This window comes from Halomonas sp. SSL-5 (assembly GCF_030708455.1).
Classification (GTDB): Bacteria; Pseudomonadota; Gammaproteobacteria; order Pseudomonadales; family Halomonadaceae; genus Halomonas.
The window spans coordinates 66,441-84,029 of record NZ_JAUYWF010000009.1; the positions used below are offsets into that span (position 1 = coordinate 66,441).

Genomic DNA, 17,589 nt, shown 5'->3' on the forward strand with positions numbered 1-17,589 from the left:
GTAGGCCCATTCTAGCGAAGTTGGCGCGCCTCGGCACGGCACCGAAGGTCGCCGGCAGCGCTACCGCAGGTGTCGGCCACCATCCACCGGCAGGGTGGCGCCGGTGACGTAGCGGTTGTCGAGCAGATAACGCAGCGTCTGGTAGATCACCCCGGGGCCGGGGACCTTCTGCATCGCCGACTTGGCCCTGGCCTTCTCGGCATAGGCCTCGTCGTCGCCCTCACCCAGCATGATCAACGCCGGGGCGATGGCGTTGACCTGGATCTCGGGGGCGTACATCGCGGCGAACGACAGCGTCAGATTGTCCAGGCCCGCCTTGGTGGCGGCGTAGGCGGCGTGCTTCCTGGAGCCCTTCTGCACCACGTAGTCGGTCATGTGCACGATATCGCGCTGGGGCTCGCTGCACGCCTCGAGCAGCTCGCGGGCGTGCAGGTTGATCAGGTAGGGCGCCAGCATATGGATCCGGAACAGCCGCTCGAAGGTGGCCCCCGCCTCGGGCCCGGTGGAGTCCGGCGCCCAGTCGCTGGCGTTATGCACGATGGCACGCAGCGAGCGCGTCTCGGCCTTGAGCCGCGCCAGGAAGTCGAGGATACCCGCCTCCGTCGAGAAGTCGGCCTGCAGGGTGACGATGCCACGCTCGCGCAGCGCGTCGAGCTCCGGCCGCTCACGCCGGTAGCTGATGATCACCGGATGGCCGTCATTGACCAGCTGCTCGGCACAGTGGCGGCCCAGGCGCTGGGCGCCGCCGGTGATCAGGATCGGCGAGGCACTCATGCGCCGGCCTCGCGCCGCAGGCTGCCGGCGGTGGGCACGATGGGGTCCCGCGGCGCATAGGCGAAGACATCGGAGAAGACCCGCGAGGGCGCAAGGCCCAGGGAGGCGAGCACGTCCACGCAGGCGTAGACCATGCCCGGCGAGCCGGAGAGATAGACGTCATGGCCGGAGACGTCATCGAGCCCCGCGGCCAGGGCCTGGTCGATTCGCCCGCGATGGCCCACCACCCGCTCACCGGCCCAGGGCAGCGCCGGGGCCACCTCGGTCACCGGATGGAAGGTGACGCCGGCATGGGCCTCGGCCCACTCCCGAGCCAGGCGCTCCAGATAGAGGTCGCGCTCCTCCCGCGCGGCCCACCACAGGGCGATCTCGCGTCCGGGATCGGCGGCCAGCGCCCCCTCCACCAGCGCCTTCATCTGGGCGAAGCCGGTGCCGGCGGCGATCAGCAGCAGTGGCCGCGTGCTGTCGGGATCGAGAACACAGTCGCCGCCGGGCAGGCGCAGGGTCAGGCGGTTGGCCACCTTGACCATCTCGCGCAGCCGGGCGGAGTTGTCGCGCTCCGGCCAGTGCTGGATATGCAGTTCGATCTCGCCGTCACCGCGCCAGGCGTTGGCGATGGAGAACGGTACCCAGAGTCCCTCGTCGAGCTTGAGCTCCAGGTACTGGCCGGGGTCGTGGGCGGCCGCCTCGGCGCGGCCGTCGAGCCGGACGCGGAAGACGTCCGGGCTGAGGTCCTCGACCTCGGTGACCGGGTAGGTCAGGATCCTTGGCGTCATGAGTGCCTCGTACACTTGTCAGGGGGTCGTATTGTCGGGGGGGCGTGTATCGGGAAGCTCGATGCCCAGTTCGTGCCAGCGCTCGCTGACGCGGGCCTTGACGGCCTCGTCCATGACGATGGGCACGCCCCACTCGCGGTCGGTCTCGCCGGGCCACTTGCTGGTGGCATCCAGGCCCATCTTGGAGCCCAGGCCGGAGACCGGCGAGGCGAAGTCCAGGTAGTCGATGGGGGTGTTCTCCACCATCACGGTATCCCGGGCCGGGTCCATGCGGGTGGTGATGGCCCAGATCACGTCCTTCCAGTCGCGGGCGTCGACGTCATCGTCGAGCACCACCACGAACTTGGTGTACATGAACTGGCGCAGGAAGCTCCATACCCCCATCATCACCCGCTTGGCGTGGCCGGGGTACTGCTTCTTCATGGTCACCACCGCCATGCGGTAGGAGCAGCCCTCCGGCGGCAGGTAGAAGTCGACGATCTCGGGGAACTGGCGACGCAGGATCGGCACGAACACCTCGTTGAGCGCCAGGCCCAGGATCGCCGGCTCGTCGGGCGGACGACCGGTATAGGTGGAGTGGTAGATGGCGTTCTCGCGCATGGTCATGCGCGTCACCGTGAACACCGGGAAGTGGTCGACCTCGTTGTAATAGCCGGTATGGTCGCCGTAGGGGCCCTCCGGCGCCATGTCATCCGGATAGATGAAGCCCTCCAGGATGATCTCGGCGGACGCCGGCACCTCGAGGTCGGCGTGGCCGCACTTGACCAGCTCGGTGCGCGAGCCGCGCAGCAGACCGGCGAAGGCGTACTCGGAGAGCGAGTCCGGCACCGGGGTCACCGCGCCGAGGATGGTGGCCGGGTCGGCACCCAGCGCCACCGCCACCGGGAAGGGCTCGCCGGGGTGGGCCTGCTGGAACTCCTGGAAGTCCAGCGCCCCACCGCGGTGGGAGAGCCAGCGCATGATCAGGCGATTCTTCCCGAGCTTCTGCTGGCGATAGATCCCCAGGTTCTGGCGCTTCTTGTGAGGCCCGCGGGTGATCACCAGTGGCCAGGTGACCAGCGGCGCGGCATCGCCGGGCCAGCAGTGCTGGATCGGCAGGCGATCGAGGTCGACCTCGTCGCCCTCATAGGCCAGCGCCTGGACCGGGGCCGAGCGCACCGTCTTCGGCCCCATGCTCATCACCTGCTTGAAGATCGGCAGCTTGCTCCAGGCATCCCGGAAGCCCTTGGGCGGTTCGGGCTCCTTGAGGAAGGCGAGCAGCTCGCCCACCTCGCGCAGCGCGGCGACCGAGTCCTGGCCCATGCCCAGGGCCACCCGCTTCGGCGTGCCGAAGAGGTTGCCGAGCAGCGGCATGGCGTGGCCCTTGACGTTCTCGAACAGCAGCGCCGGCCCGCCGGCCCGCAGGGTGCGATCGCAGATCTCGGTGATCTCGAGGTAGGGGTCGACCTCGGCGGTGATGCGCTGAAGCTCGCCCCTTTCCTCCAGGGCGGCGATGAAGTCGCGCAGGTCCTTGTACTTCATTCGGATGTCCCGGTTCCAGAATGACGAAAGGGGCAGCATAGCATGCCCCTTGAATACGTCTGCGGAGTTGCCAGGGTGAGCGGCGCCGGGGACAGGCCGAAGAGGGGGTCCTATGCCAGGGGTGAGAAGCATTGCTTCGAACGGGCTGGCCATGGAGGGCCAGCACCGGTCCTGCAAGCGAAGCAGGACGCGAGAGCGAAGCAGGGCATCTGCGCCCAGGGAAGGGTTTACAGCGCCCCCTCGCAGGCCTGTCGCCGGGTCAGCCGCGCCATAACAGTCCCGGCAATCGAGGTCAGCGGCGCTTCATGGCCTCGAAGAACTCGATGTTGGTCTTGGTATCCTTGAGGCGGTCGATCAGGAACTCGGTGGCCGCGGTATCCTCCATGGGGTTGAGCAGCTTGCGCAGGATCCACATGCGCTGCATCTCGTCCTCGGAGGCGAGCAGGTCCTCGCGGCGGGTGCCGGAACGGCGGATATTGATCGCCGGGTAGACGCGACGCTCGGCCAGCTTGCGGTCCAGGTGCGCCTCCATGTTGCCGGTGCCCTTGAACTCCTCGAAGATCACCTCATCCATCTTGGAGCCGGTGTCGACCAGCGCCGTGGCGATGATGGTCAGGCTGCCGCCCTCTTCGATGTTACGCGCCGCACCGAAGAAGCGCTTGGGCTTCTCCAGGGCGTGGGCGTCGACGCCACCGGTGAGCACCTTGCCGGAGCTCGGCACCACGGTGTTGTAGGCGCGCGCCAGGCGGGTGATGGAGTCGAGCAGGATCACCACGTCCTTCTTGTGCTCGACCAGGCGCTTGGCCTTCTCGATGACCATCTCGGCGACCTGCACGTGGCGTGCCGGCGGCTCGTCGAAGGTCGAGGCCACCACCTCGCCACGCACCGTGCGCGACATCTCGGTCACCTCCTCCGGGCGCTCGTCGATCAGCAGCACGATCAGGTGGCAATCCGGATCGTTGCGGGTGATCGAGGTGGCGATGTTCTGCAGCATCAAGGTCTTGCCCGCCTTGGGCGGGGAGACCAGCAGGCCGCGCTGGCCCTTGCCGATGGGCGCCACCAGGTCGATGATCCGCGCCGTGAGGTCCTCGGTGGAGCCGTTGCCGATCTCCATACGCAGCCGCTCATCGGGAAACAGCGGCGTGAGGTTCTCGAACAGGATCTTGTGCTTGGCGTTCTCCGGCCGATCGAAATTGATCTCGCTGACCTTGAGCAGGGCGAAATAGCGCTCCCCCTCCTTGGGCGGGCGGATCTTGCCGGAGATGGAGTCGCCCTTGCGCAGGTTGAAGCGGCGGATCTGCGACGGCGAGACATAGATATCGTCGGGCCCGGCCAGGTAGGAGCTGTCGGCGCTGCGCAGGAAGCCGAAACCGTCCTGCAGGATCTCGAGGACGCCATCGCCGTAGATCGGCTCGCCGCTCTTGGCGTGCTTCTTGAGGATGGCGAAGATGATGTCCTGCTTGCGGGAACGTGCGAGGTTGTCGATGCCCATCTCGCGGGCCATCTCCAGCAGTTCCGGCACGGGCTTTTGCTTGAGTTCGGTAAGATTCATCGGTGTGTTCAGACGTTGCTCTTGGTAAGCCGGGCGGCATGCGCCGTGAGGAAAAGCGACAGGAGGCGAGACGAAGACGCCCTGTGGATGCGTTCAGAGCCCGGACAGGCCACCTCTGGTCGTGATGCATCGAATGGCCATGGGCGGGAGACCGCGCGGGGATTGCCGGGCCACCGGGCCGATATCGAAAGCGAGGAAGCAGGTTCGTTTCGCCTGATCAGCGGTTCGGAGCCGCGAGGCCGGGAACGCGGGCTGATGCAGTGGGCTGTCTGACGACTTGGAAATGACCGAGACGGGATCGCTGGTTCGGTCGGAAAGCATTCGGAACAGGCGAACGCTTCGATACTAGACAAGCCCGCCGATGAACGCAAGTCCTGCCGCCGGCGGCGATTGACAGCGACGCGGCTTGGCCGCACCCTTTTTTCCAGACCCACCGAAGGAAGACCCATGATCTCGCCACAGGACCCGGCCACCGCCTCCCAGGAAGCCACCAGCGATCCTCGCCGGCTGGCCGCCATCGACCTGGGCTCCAACAGCTTCCACCTGCTGGTCGCCAACTACCAGGACGACCGCCTGCAGGTGGTGGCACGCCTGGGCGAGAAGGTGCAGCTCGCCGCGGGCCTGGACGAGGAGGGCGTTCTCGACGAGGCCACCATGACCCGTGCCCTGGAGTGCCTGGCGCGCTTCGCCCCCTTCCTCGAGGGCGTCACCCGGGACCACCTGCGGGTCGTCGGCACCAACGCCCTGCGCGACGCCGCCAACAGCGAGACCCTGATCGAGCGTGCCGAAGCCAACCTGGGGCATCGCATCGAGATCATCGCCGGGCGCGAGGAGGCTCGCCTGATCTACCTGGGCGCGGCCCACGCCCTGGCCGAGGATGGCAGGCGGCTGATCGTCGACATCGGCGGCGGCTCCACCGAGTTCATCATCGGCGAGCGCTTCGAGCCGCTGGCCCTGGAGAGCCTGCGGATGGGCTGCGTGACCTTCACGCAACGCTTCTTCGCCGACGGCGAGATCAGCGAGAAGCGCATGCGCAGGGCCGAGCTCGCCGCCCTCTCGGAGCTGGCCAATATCCGCCGCCCCTATCGGGAACTGGGCTGGCGTGACCCGGTGGGGTCCAGCGGCACCATCAAGGCCGCCGCCGCGGTGATGGCGGCCAGCGGCACCGCCCAGGAGGGGGTGATCACCCGCACGGGGCTGGTCGAGCTGCGGCGCCGGCTGATCAAGGCCAAGCGCCTGGACAGGGTCTCCATGGAGGGCCTCAAGCCCGACCGCGCGCGGGTCTTCCCCGCCGGCATGGCGATCCTCGGCGCCATCTTCGAGGCCTTCGAGCTCGAGCACATGCGCTATTCGGACGGCGCCCTGCGCGAAGGCGTGCTCTACGACCTGGTGGGGCGCAACAGCGCCGAAGATAGCCGACTCAAGACTCTCGACAACCTCAGCCGCGGCTATCAGGTGGACGCCCGCCAGGCCGACAACGTGGCCACCACGGCCCGGGCGCTGTTCGACCAGGTCAGGGACGAGTGGGAGCTGAACGAGGTCCAGGCACGCTTCCTCGAATGGGCGGCGCGCCTGCACGAGATCGGCCTGGCCATCTCGCATAGCCAGTTCCACCGCCATGGCGCCTATCTGCTGGAACACTCCGACCTGCCCGGCTTCTCGCGGCCCGAGCAGCGACTGATGGCCTTCCTGGTGCGCGCCCATCGCCGCAAGTTTCCGCTCAAGGAGTGGCAGGCACTGCCTGCCTCCGATCGCGACTCCCATGCCCGACTGGCCCGCCTGTTGCGCCTGGCGGTGATCCTCAACCACTCGCGTCCCGAGCAGCCCCCCGAGGCACCGCGGCTCTCGGCCAGGGGCGACGAACTGACGCTGGGCCTGGGCCACGAGGATGACCCGGCGCTGCTGCTCAACGACCTGGAGCAGGAGGCCGCCTACCTACAGGCCGCCGGCTTCGGCCTGCTGCTGGGGCGCTGACCCTACCCCACGTCCCCGGGCGCCTGGGCCTCCCCTCGCCAACCCTCGGCGAGCGCCAGCCACCGCCCGGCAACGGGGTCGAGCAGCGCCACCGGCGTCTCTTCCTCCCGGATCACCACCAGCCGTCCGCGCATCCAGGGCGGCACCCCCAGCTCCTGGAGCAGCCGCTTGAGGTCGCGACGGCCGCGCCCGGCCAGGCGCAGACGTTCGCCGCCGCGGCGCGCCATCGCCCGCAGGTCCCCTTCCCCATCCGGCGGTCCCGCAAGCGAGACCCGACAGCTGCCGCAGGGCGTGGCGAGGGGCGAGCGCCCATCCCAGGCGACCTGCCACCCCACCGGCAGTGCCGGCAGCGGCGCCAGCAGGTGGAGATGCCCCCGCCACACCCGCGCCTCGCCGCCGGGCCAGGCCACCCGGGTCTCGGCATCTTCCCGTGAATCCAGCTGGGCGAGCAGGCTCTCCAGGCGACGCGCCGGCGGCAGCGCCAGGCCCAGCCGCCCACAGCAGTGGCGTACCAGCAGCCGACGGCGTGGCAGCGAGAGGCAGAGCAGCGCGTCACGAGGCAGGCGCCCCGGATTCCCCCCGAGGCCCTCCAGGTCGATCCCCGCCAGGTCCGCCAGCAGGCCATCGGCCTCGGCACACAGCGCCGCGCTGCGCGCCAGCGATCCGGCGGCATGGGGCCAGCGCTCGCCGAGCCGCGGCAGGATCGCATGGCGCAGGTAGTTGCGGTCCTGATCGGCCTCGGCGTTGCTGGGGTCCTCGCTCCAGGCGAGGTCGCGGCGCGCCGCCTCGGCCTCGAGTGCCGCCCGGGAGACGCCCAGCAACGGTCGCTGCAGGCGGCGCCGCTGCCAGTTACGCGCCGCCGGCATGCCCGCCAGGCCGCGCACACCACTCCCACGCAGGGCGGCCAGCAGGAGGGTCTCGGCCTGATCATCGCGGTGCTGGGCCAGCCACAGGGTCTCGCCCGGGGCCACCCGGCGGGCGAAGGCGGCGTAGCGAGCCTCCCGGGCGGCGCCCTCCAGCCCCTGGCCGTCGGAGGTGTCGACGCTGACGCGCTCGATGGACAGCGGCACCCCCAGGCGCTGGCAGAGCGCCTGGCAGTGCGCCTCGAAGGCGTCGGCGGCGGCCTGCAGGCCGTGGTGGACGTGGAGGGCACGCAGCGGGCGGGGGTGACGCCGGCAGGCGTCGGCGCCAAGGGTCAGCAGCAGGCTGGAGTCGAGCCCCCCGGAGAGGGCCACCCAGACGCAACGCCCCGGCGGGGTCTGCGCCAGGGCGTCGTCGATGATGGCTTGGAGGGGCCTCCCCATGGGGTCAGGTCACACCGGTGCGCCGTAGCTCATCAGCCGCTGGTAACGGCGTTCCAGCAGGGCATCGGTATCCATGGCATCGAGGCGGTCGAGGCTGGCCAACAACGCCTCCTTGACCCGCTCGGCGGTCTGCACCGGCTGGCGATGGGCCCCGCCCAGGGGCTCGGGAATCAGGGTATCGACCAGCCCCAGCTCCTTGAGGCGCTCGGCGGTGATGCCCATGGCCTGGGCGGCGTCGGAGGCCTTCTCGGCGCTCTTCCACAGGATGGAGGCGCAGCCCTCGGGGGAGATCACCGAATAGGTGGAGTACTGCAGCATGGCCAGTTCGTCGCAGACGCCGATGGCCAGCGCCCCACCGGAGCCGCCCTCGCCCACCACGGTGGCCAGGATCGGCGTGCGCAGGCGCGACATGACGCCCAGGTTGTAGGCGATGGCCTCGGACTGGCCGCGCTCTTCGGCATCGATGCCGGGATAGGCACCCGGCGTGTCGATGAAGGTGAGTACCGGCATGGCGAAGCGCTCGGCCATCTCCATCAGCCGGCACGCCTTGCGGTAGCCCTCGGGACGCGGCATGCCGAAGTTGCGCCGCACCTTCTCGTGGACATCGCGCCCCTTCTGGTGGCCGATCACCATCACCGGCCGGTCATCGAGGCGCGCCACGCCGCCGACGAGGGCGGCATCATCGGCGAAACGACGATCGCCGTGGAGCTCATCGAAGTCAGTGAAGACATGCTCAAGGTAGTCGAGGGTGTAGGGACGCTGGGGGTGCCGGGAGAGCTGCGAGACCTGCCAGGGGGTCAGGTCCTTGAAGATCGACTCGGTAAGCTTGCGGCTCTTCTCCTCGAGCCGGCCGATCTCGTCGCTGAGGTTGACCTGGCTGTCGTTGCCGACCAGGCGCAGCTCCTCGATCTTGGCCTGGAGCTCGGCGATGGGCTGTTCGAAGTCGAGATAGTTGGGATTCATGAGCAAGCCGCCTTGTCATCGTCTGCCACCGACCGACCCACTGAGGTCCAGGACGGCATGAAAAAGAGTGAGGGGCATTATCGCACCCTCAACGCGCCACGCAAGGCGGCAGGAAGAGGGGCGAGAAGCGCCGGGGATAACCCGGAAGGGAGGTCCGAGGACCAGGGATGGCCGAGGTAGCGCCCAGGGAGGGGTTCACAGCGCCTCCCTGAAGGGTTGTCGCCGGGCAAGCTGCGAGCCCGGCATCGTCCTGTTTCAGCGGTACTTGAGTCGCACCCCGTCCTGGCCCTGCACCTCGCGCAGGCCGATCAGCAACTCGTCGGTGGGGGCCACCTTCCACTCCTCGGCCAGCTCCAGCCAGCCGGCGGCCTCGGCGTTGCGATAGCGCAGCCGCACCGGCAGCCCCTCGGTGTTCCGGTGGGGCTCCAGGCTCGCTCGCAGCGAGTCGACCAGGCGACCATTGACCGCCGCCCCGTCCAGGGAGAGCTCCACCGCCTGCCCGTAGCGGGTGCGCGCCGCCACCATGGGGGTGACCTCCTTGCCGCGCAGGCGAAGCCCCCCGGAGTAGTCGTCGCTTGAGACCTCGCCCTCGACGATCAGCACCTGATCGGTCTCCAGCTGGCCACGCATCTGGTCGAAGAGCTCGCCGAACAGCGACGCCTCGATGCGTCCGGTGCGGTCGTCCAGGGTAAGGAAGGCCATGGTGTCGCCACGCTTCGACTTCATGGTCCTCACACCCACCACCAGGCCCGCGACCCGCTGGGGCTCCCGGGAGGGCTTGAGGTCGGCGATGCGCGTGGCGACGAAGCGCTCCAGCTCCTTCTCGTACTCGTCGATGGGGTGACCGGTGAGGTAGAGCCCCAGGGTGTCCTTCTCGCCTGCCAGGCGCTCCTTGTCGCTCCATTCGCGCACCCGCAGGTACTCGGCGTAGACCTCGCCCTCCTCGGGGGCATCGGAGAAGGCCTCGCCGAACATGTCGATCATGCCCAGGTTCTGGTTGGTCTGGTTCTGGGCGGCGGCCTTGAGGGCGTCGTCCAGGGCCGCGCTGAGCACCGCGCGATTGGGGCCCAGGGTATCCAGGGCGCCGGAGCGGATCAGCGCCTCCAGGGTGCGCTTGTTCATGCGCTTGGGGTCGACCCGTCGGCAGAAATCGAACAGGTCGGCGAACGGGCCGTCGGCCTCGCGGGCCTCGACGATGGCGCCGATGGGCCCCTCGCCCACCCCGCGGATCGCCCCCAGGCCATAGACCACACGGGCCTGGTCGTCGACGCTGAACTTGTAGCCGCCGACGTTGACGTCCGGCGGGGTCACCGTCAGGCCGAGGTTGCGACACTCCTCGATCAGCGGCACCACCTTGTCGAGGTTGTCCATCTCGGTAGACATCACCGCCGCCATGAAGGGGCCGGGATAGTGTGCCTTCAGCCAGGCGGTCTGATACGACACCAGCGCATAGGCCGCCGAGTGGGACTTGTTGAAGCCATAGCCGGCGAATTTTTCCACCAGGTCGAAGATGTTGCCGGCGAGGTCGGCATCGATGCCGTTGGCCTCACACCCTTCCAGGAAGCCGGCGCGCTGCTTGGCCATCTCCTCGGGCTTCTTCTTGCCCATGGCACGGCGCAGCATGTCGGCCTGGCCCAGGCTGTAGCCGGCCATCACCTGGGCGATCTGCATCACCTGCTCCTGATAGAGGATGATGCCGTAGGTGGGGGCGAGGACCGGCTTCAGGAGCTCGTGCTGGTAGTCCGGGTGCGGATAGGAGATCTCCGCCCGGCCATGCTTGCGGTTGATGAAGTCGTCGACCATGCCCGACTGCAGGGGGCCCGGGCGGAACAGTGCGACCAGGGCGATCATGTCCTCCAGCGAATCGGGCAGCAGGCGCTTGATCAGCTCCTTCATGCCGCGGGATTCGAGCTGGAACACCGCCGTGGTCTCGGCGCGCTTGAGCATCTCGAAGGTGGGGGCGTCGTCCAGCGGGATGGTGTCGATGTTAAGCGGCCCCTGCCCCTCGACGGCACGCACCTTGTCGACCATCTCCAGCGCCCAGTCGATGATGGTCAGGGTGCGCAGGCCCAGGAAGTCGAACTTGACCAGGCCGGCGTCCTCGATGTCGTTCTTGTCGAACTGCACCACGAGCCCCGAGCCATCCTCATCGCAGAGCAGCGGCGAGAAGTCGGTGAGCCTGGTGGGCGCGATCACCACGCCGCCGGCGTGCTTGCCGGTACCCCGGGTGATGCCCTCGAGCTTCCTGGCCATCTCCCAGATCTCGGCGGCCTCCTCGTCGTTGTCGAGGAACTCCTTGAGCGCCGGCTCGGCCTCGATGGCCTTGCCGAGTGTCATGCCCACCTCGAAGGGGATCAGCTTGGAGAGCTTGTCGCCCAGCGAGTAGGGCTTGCCCTGGGCCCGGGCCACGTCGCGAACCACCGCCTTGGCCGCCATGGTGCCGAAGGTGACGATCTGGGAGACCGCGTCGCGCCCGTAGCGGTCGGCCACGTAGTCGATCACCCGGTCGCGCTTCTCCATGCAGAAGTCGACGTCGAAGTCGGGCATCGAGACCCGTTCGGGGTTGAGGAAGCGCTCGAACAGCAGGTCGTAGCCGATGGGGTCGAGGTCGGTGATCTTCTGGGCATAGGCGACCAGCGAGCCGGCACCGGAGCCGCGGCCGGGGCCCACCGGCACGTCGTTGTCCTTGGCCCACTGGATGAAGTCCATCACGATCAGGAAGTAGCCGGGGAAGCCCATCTGGATGATGATGTCGAGCTCGAAATCCAGGCGCTTTCGATAGCGGGCGTCGATCTCGGCGTACTCGGCGCCGTCCCGAGGGTAGTGTTCAGCCGGAAAGAGGAAGTCCAGGCGTTCGCTGAGGCCGTCGTGGGAGACCTTGCGGAAGTACTCGTCCCGGGTCAGGCCCTCGGGGATCTCGAACTCGGGCAGGAAGATCTCCCCCAGGCGCACCTCGACGCTGCAGCGCGCGGCGATCATCACGCTGTTGGTCAGGGCCTCGGGGACGTCGGCGAACAGCGCCGCCATCTCCTCGGGGCTCTTGAGGTACTGCTCCTCGGTGTACTTCTTCTCGCGGCGCCGGTCGTCCAGCGCCTTGCCCTCGCCGATGGCCACGCGGGTCTCGTGGGCCCAGAAGTCCTCCTTCTCGAGGAAGCGCACGTCGTTGGTGGCCACCACCGGGGTGCCGCTCTCGGCGGCCAGTTCCACCGAGAGGTGCAGACACTCCTCCTCCTGGGGGCGGCCGGTACGCGTCAGCTCCAGGTAGAAGCGGCCGGGGAAGGCGGCGTTCCACTGCGCCAGGATCTCCCGGGCCTCGTCGGGGTGATCGCCGAGCAGGTGGCGCCCCACCTCGCCGTCGCGCCCGCCGGAGAGCGCGATCAGCCCCTCGCTGCGCTCCAGCACCCAGTCGCGCCGGAGCAGCGCCTGGCCCTGGTGCTGCCCCTCCATCCAACCCCGGGAGATCAGCTCGGTCAGGTGTCGATAGCCCACCTCGTTCATGGCCAGCAGGGTCACCCGATAGGGGTGCGCGTCATCCTGGGGGTTGGTGAGCCACAGGTCGGCACCGATGATCGGCTTGAGCCCCGCGCCCTGGGCCGCCTTGTAGAACTTGACCAGGCCGAAGAGGTTGGCCTCGTCGGTGACGGCCAGCGCCGGCATGCCCAGCCCCGCCGCCTGCTTGACCAGCGGCTTGAGGCGCAGCAGGCCGTCGACCAGGGAGTATTCGGTGTGGACGCGAAGATGAACGAAGGGCGTGGTCATAGAGGGCTCGGGGCTTGGCGGAAAATAATCAGTACAGGAAGCGCGAGGCTATCCCGGCAATATCGCTCGGAGCTGATACGGCGACAGGCCCCGAAGTGTCGGACCATCGGGGAGGCGCTGTGAATACCTCCCTGTACGCTACCGATTCCTTCCCTGGAATCGGACCTCCCCTTCGGCCTGCCCCCGACGCTCCTCGCTGCCTGCGTCTGTGGAGGCCAAGGGTGGGTCAGAACAGCGCCAGCTGGCGCTTGACCGGGCCGAAGGAGCGGCGGTGCTCGGGCAGCGGCCCCAGGCGCGCCAGGACGGCCAGATGCTCGCGGGTCGGGTAGCCCTTGTGGCGGGCGAAGCCGTAGTCGGGATGGCGGGCGTCGAGGGCCAGCATCTGGGCATCCCGGGCCACCTTGGCGAGTATCGAGGCCGCGGCGATGGCCGAATGGCGGGCGTCGCCCTTGACCACTGCCTGGCCGGGCACATGATGCCCGGGCAGGCGATTGCCGTCCACCAGCAGGTACTCGGCCCCCGGGTCCAGGGCATCGATGGCGCGACGCATGGCCAGATGCGTCGCGTGATAGATATTGAGCTCGTCCACCTCGGTGGCCGACGCCTCGGCCACGGCGAAGGCCAGGGCCTTGTCACGGATCTCTCCATCCAGGTGCTCGCGACGCCTGGCCGTGAGCGTCTTGGAGTCGCCGAGCCCCGGGATCGGACGGGCCGGGTCGAGGATCACCGCGGCGGCCACCACACTGCCCACCAGCGGGCCGCGCCCCACCTCGTCGACCCCGGCCAGCCGCTCGCCGGTGTAGTGGACCACCAGCGGCGGCAAGTCACTGACCTGCTTGGCCCTCGCCGCCTTCGCCTGCGTCAGGGTCAAGGTGCCACCTCGTCGGCCCGCTCGGGCGCGACGCTGGCCGGCAGCGGGCGGCCCGCCACCAGCGCCTCGATGGCCTCCGCGGCGCGGCGGCTGGCGTCGCGCTGCAGGCCGGCATGCATCCGGGCGAAGCGTGTCTCCAGGGCCGCCCGACCGGCGACGTCGTCGAACATCTCGCCGAGACGCTCGGCGATCGCCTCGGGGCTCGCCGCCTCCTGGATCAGCTCCGGCACCAGGCTCTCCCGGGCAATCAGGTTGGGCAACGAGATCCACTCGGTCTTCACCAATCGCTTCGCCAGCCAGTGGGTGGCCGGTGCCATGCGGTAGGCGACCAGCATGGGGCGATGGCAGAGCATCGCCTCCAGCGCCGCGGTCCCCGAGGCGAGCAGCACGGCATCGCTTGCCACCATGGCCTCCCGGGCCCGGCCGTCGAGCAGGGTCAGGCGTTCGGCGAGGGCGGGATAGGCGGCGAGCAGCACCTCGAGTTCGCCGCGCCGCTCCGGCGTGGCCGCCGGGATGACTACCGAGAGGCCCGGTCGCGCGGCACACAGCCGCTCGGCGGCGGCGAGGAAGGTCTCGCCCAGGAAGCGGATCTCGCCGGCCCGGGAGCCGGGCAGCAACGCCAGCACCTCGCCTGCCGCGGGCAGCCCCAGCTCGGTACGGGCGGCGGCGCGGTCGTTCTCAAGGGGCAGCTCGTCGGCCAGCGGGTGGCCGACGAAGGCCACGGGAACGCGGTGGCGGGCGTAGAAGGCGGCCTCGAAGGGCAGGAAGGTGAGCATGGCATCGACGGAACGGGCGATGCCCTTGACCCGCCCCTGGCGCCAGGCCCACACCGAGGGGCTGACGTAGTGGGCGGTGGTCAGGCCCGCCTCGCGCAGCTGTCGCTCGAGGCCGAGATTGAAGTCGGGGGCGTCGATGCCGATCACGATATCCGGCCGCCAGGCCAGGGCATCGCGCCTGAGCTCGCGACGCACGCCGATCAGCCGGGGCAAGTGGCGAAGCACCTCGACCAGCCCCATCACCGAGAGGGTCTCCAGCGGAAAGCGGCTGTCGATCCCCTCCTGGATCATGCGCGGGCCACCGATGCCGCGGAACTCGACGCCGGGATGACGGGACTTGAGCGCCCGCATCAGGCCGGCGCCGAGGATATCCCCGGAGAGCTCGCCGGCCACCAGGTAGATGCGCTGCACGGCGGCTTGCTCGTCGACGGGCATGGCTAGCGGATGATGCCGCGGGTCGAGGCCTCGATGGAATCGGCGAAGGCCTCGGTCTCGTCGAGCGGGAAGCGGCGGCGGATCTCGGCGAGCGCCTGCTCGACGGTGAGCCCCTGCCGATAGACCAGCTTGTAGGCCTCGCCCAGCGCCTTGAGGGCATCGCGACTGAAGCCGCGGCGCTTGAGCCCCACCAGGTTGAGGCCGTGGACCTGGGCGGGGTTGCCGTTGATCATCACGTAGGCCGGGGTGTCCTTGGTGATGATGGAGCCGCCACCGGCCATGGCATGGGTGCCGAAATGGCAGAACTGGTGCACGGCGGAGAGGCCACCGAGGATGGCGAAGTCCCCCATCTTGACGTGCCCCGCCAGGGTCACCTGGTTGGCCAGGATGCAGTCGTTGCCGATCACGCAATCATGGCCCACATGGACATAGGCCATGAACAGGTTGCGCGAGCCGATGGTGGTCTCGCCGCGGTCCTGGACGGTGCCGCGGTGCAGGGTGACCCCTTCGCGGACCACATTGTCATCCCCCATCACCAGGCGGGTCGGCTCGCCGGCATACTTCTTGTCCTGGCAATCCTCGCCCACCGAGGCGAACTGGAAGATGCGGGTGCGCGCGCCGAGCACCGTGGGCCCCTTGATCACCACATGGGGGCCGATACGCGAGCCGGGGCCGATCTCCACGTCGGGGCCGACCACGGTGAAGGGGCCGATCTCGACGTCGTCGGCCAGCCGGGCGGCGGGGTCGATGAGGGCGGTGGGATGAATCAAGCGACCTTCCTCTCGGCGCAGATGATCTCGGCCTCGCAGGCCAGCTCGCCGGCCACGCTGGCCTTGCAGGCAAACTTCCAGATGCCACGCTTCTCGCGCATCACGTCGGCGCGCAGGTCGAGCCGGTCGCCAGGCATGACCGGGCGCTTGAAGCGCACGTTGTCGCTGCCCACCAGGTAGTAGACATAGCCGTCGGCGGGCAGCTTGTTGACGGTCTTGAAGCCGAGTATGCCACAGGCCTGGGCCAACGCCTCGATCACCAGCACCCCGGGCATGATCGGGTGATGGGGAAAGTGGCCATTGAAGAAGGGTTCGTTGATGCTGACGTTCTTGTAGGCAACGATGGTCTCGCCCAGGGCCAGCTCGGTGACCCGGTCCACCAGCAGGAAAGGATACCGGTGGGGCAGATACTCACGGATCTCGTTGATGTCCATTACCATCGTTACAACCTCTGAAGTCTCGGGATGCCTGCCGTCCCGGCAGGCGAGAGCCGGCGATCATGCCGGTCTGGCGGGGGATTATAGCGCCCCCCGCAACGCCCTCAAGCGCCGCGCGTCCGCTCGAGACGCGCGAGTCGCTTGGCCATGTCATCCAGCTGCTTGAAGCGCACCGCGTTCTTGCGCCATTGGGCATTGGCCATCGAGCCAGTACCCGAGGAGTAGACCCCCGGCGCGTGGATCGAGTTGGTGACCAGGCTCATGCCGGTCACCTGAACGCCATCGCAGAGGGTCAGGTGACCGGCCAGGCCCACCCCTCCCCCCAGCATGCAGTGCCGCCCCACCTTGGTGGAGCCGGCGATACCCACACAGCCTGCCACGGCGCTGTGCTCGCCGATCTGCACGTTGTGGGCGATCTGCACCTGACTGTCGATCTTGACATCATCACCGATCAGGGTATCCCCCAGGGCGCCGCGATCGATGCTCGAGCAGCTGCCCACCTCGACGTCGTCGCCCAGCACCACGCCGCCGAGCTGGGCGATCTTGTGCCAGCGACTGCCGTCGTGGGCGAAGCCGAAGCCGTCGCCGCCGACCACGCAGCCGCTGTGCAGGATCACCCGCGCTCCGATCACCACGCCGTGGTAGACGGTGACGTTGGCATGCAGGCGCGACCCGGCGCCGATGGTGGTATCGGCGCCGACCACCGAGCCGGCCCCGACGCTGACGTCATCGCCCAGGCAGGCGCCGGCCTCGATCACCGCCTGGGGCCCGATCTCGACCCGCTCCCCCAGGGTCGCCGAGGGATCCACCACCGCCGAGGGGTGGATGCCGGCCGGCTCACGGCCCGCCAGGGGGTCGAACAGCCGCGACGCCGCGGCATAGCCCAGGTAGGGGTTGTCGAGCTCGAGCCGGTCGACCGGGCAGGTCTCGGCGTACTGCGGATGCAGCAGCACCGCCGCGGCGCGGGTCCCGGGGAGGTCCTTGAGGTAGGCGCGGTTGGCCAGGAAGGCCACCTGGTCAGGCCCGGCCTCGCTGAGGGTGGCCAGGCCAGTGACCCGGCGGCGGGCATCGCCGACCAGGCGAGCACCCAGCCGCTCGGCCAGGTCACCCAGGGTCATCTTGGAAATATCGCTTCGCGTCATGGAGAGGGCCCGCCGCGGTCACAGCATGCTGTTGAGGATCTCGGTCACCTCGGCGGTGACGTCCTGCAGGTCGCGCTCGGCGTGCAGCACCCCCTGGGGCTCCACCAGCACCTGGATGCTGTGACGGGCGATGATCTGCTCCACCGCCTGCTGCAGCCTGGGCTCGGCGCGCTGCAGCAGGGCCTGCTCGGACGCCTGGCGGGCCTGCATGACCTCGCCCATCAGGCGGTTGAGCTCGGCCACCTTCTGGTTGGCCTGCTGGCGCTCGCTGTCGCTGAGGCTGTCGGCACGCTGCTGCAGCTGATTGAGCTCCTGCTCGAGGGCCTGGGCCTGCTGCTGCTGGCTGCCGACCCGGTTCTCCAGTTCGCTCATGGAGCGCTGGGCCGCGTCGGTCTCCATCAGCGCACGGCGCCAGTCCAGCACCGCCACGTCGGCGGCCAGGGCCGGCAGGGCGATGGCGGAGATCATCAAAAGAGCGAAGGCGGCGGTCAACTTGCGCATGGTAGGACTCCTGTTGGGGCCGCCGGCGGCGGCG

14 protein-coding genes are annotated in these 17,589 nt (G+C 68.9%); 1 reads left to right on the forward strand and 13 read right to left on the reverse strand.

Annotated features, from left to right (window positions below):
* Positions 1-60 precede the first annotated feature (60 nt).
* The 4 genes from folM to rho all read right to left on the reverse strand — a co-directional run bounded on the left by folM (position 61) and on the right by rho (position 4,623).
* On the reverse strand, positions 61-774 hold the full coding sequence (folM, locus tag RAN53_RS11810; protein ID WP_305797015.1) for a dihydromonapterin reductase: 714 nt from the start codon (positions 772-774) through the stop codon (positions 61-63).
* Entirely contained in the window at positions 771-1,550 is a 780-nt protein-coding gene (locus RAN53_RS11815) for an NAD(P)H-flavin reductase (RefSeq protein ID WP_305797016.1), read from the reverse strand. Before RAN53_RS11815 ends, folM begins: the two co-directional genes overlap by 4 nt.
* Positions 1,551-1,568: 18 nt before the next feature.
* On the reverse strand, positions 1,569-3,071 hold the full coding sequence (ubiD, locus tag RAN53_RS11820; protein ID WP_305797017.1) for a 4-hydroxy-3-polyprenylbenzoate decarboxylase: 1,503 nt from the start codon (positions 3,069-3,071) through the stop codon (positions 1,569-1,571).
* A gap of 292 nt (positions 3,072-3,363) precedes the next feature.
* Positions 3,364-4,623: a transcription termination factor Rho gene (gene rho, locus RAN53_RS11825; protein ID WP_305797018.1), complete on the reverse strand. Its 1,260-nt coding sequence runs from the start codon at positions 4,621-4,623 to the stop codon at positions 3,364-3,366.
* Positions 4,624-5,070: 447 nt separating this feature from the next.
* On the opposite strand from rho, the gene ppx reads away from it, so the two are divergent.
* Positions 5,071-6,597 carry an exopolyphosphatase gene (ppx, locus tag RAN53_RS11830; protein ID WP_305797019.1) on the forward strand — a complete coding sequence of 509 codons (1,527 nt, stop codon included), beginning with the start codon at positions 5,071-5,073 and terminating at the stop codon, positions 6,595-6,597.
* A gap of 2 nt (positions 6,598-6,599) precedes the next feature.
* On the opposite strand, the gene tilS is transcribed toward ppx, so the two are convergent.
* From tilS to RAN53_RS11875, 9 genes are all read right to left on the reverse strand, one after another.
* Positions 6,600-7,901: a tRNA lysidine(34) synthetase TilS gene (tilS, locus tag RAN53_RS11835; protein ID WP_305797020.1), complete on the reverse strand. Its 1,302-nt coding sequence runs from the start codon at positions 7,899-7,901 to the stop codon at positions 6,600-6,602.
* A gap of 9 nt (positions 7,902-7,910) precedes the next feature.
* Positions 7,911-8,864, reverse strand: a complete 954-nt coding sequence (gene accA / locus RAN53_RS11840; protein WP_305797021.1) for an acetyl-CoA carboxylase carboxyl transferase subunit alpha — start codon at positions 8,862-8,864, stop codon at positions 7,911-7,913.
* A gap of 255 nt (positions 8,865-9,119) precedes the next feature.
* Positions 9,120-12,623 carry a DNA polymerase III subunit alpha gene (gene dnaE / locus RAN53_RS11845; protein ID WP_305797022.1) on the reverse strand — a complete coding sequence of 1,168 codons (3,504 nt, stop codon included), beginning with the start codon at positions 12,621-12,623 and terminating at the stop codon, positions 9,120-9,122.
* 226 nt (positions 12,624-12,849) lie between these two features.
* Positions 12,850-13,488 (reverse strand): ribonuclease HII, encoded by a 639-nt coding sequence (gene rnhB / locus RAN53_RS11850; RefSeq protein ID WP_414842984.1) that lies wholly within the window; start codon positions 13,486-13,488, stop codon positions 12,850-12,852.
* Positions 13,489-13,490: 2 nt separating this feature from the next.
* Entirely contained in the window at positions 13,491-14,705 is a 1,215-nt protein-coding gene (gene lpxB, locus RAN53_RS11855) for a lipid-A-disaccharide synthase (protein WP_305797024.1), read from the reverse strand.
* 2 nt (positions 14,706-14,707) lie between these two features.
* Positions 14,708-15,475 (reverse strand): acyl-ACP--UDP-N-acetylglucosamine O-acyltransferase, encoded by a 768-nt coding sequence (lpxA, locus tag RAN53_RS11860; RefSeq protein WP_305797025.1) that lies wholly within the window; start codon positions 15,473-15,475, stop codon positions 14,708-14,710.
* Positions 15,472-15,915 (reverse strand): 3-hydroxyacyl-ACP dehydratase FabZ, encoded by a 444-nt coding sequence (gene fabZ, locus RAN53_RS11865; protein ID WP_305797026.1) that lies wholly within the window; start codon positions 15,913-15,915, stop codon positions 15,472-15,474. The genes lpxA and fabZ overlap by 4 nt, the downstream gene beginning before the upstream one ends.
* A 101-nt stretch (positions 15,916-16,016) precedes the next feature.
* Complete coding sequence (gene lpxD, locus RAN53_RS11870) at positions 16,017-17,054, reverse strand: UDP-3-O-(3-hydroxymyristoyl)glucosamine N-acyltransferase (RefSeq protein WP_305797027.1); 1,038 nt, start codon at positions 17,052-17,054, stop codon at positions 16,017-16,019.
* Positions 17,055-17,072: 18 nt separating this feature from the next.
* Positions 17,073-17,555 carry an OmpH family outer membrane protein gene (locus RAN53_RS11875; RefSeq protein ID WP_305797028.1) on the reverse strand — a complete coding sequence of 161 codons (483 nt, stop codon included), beginning with the start codon at positions 17,553-17,555 and terminating at the stop codon, positions 17,073-17,075.
* Positions 17,556-17,589: the final 34 nt, after the last annotated feature.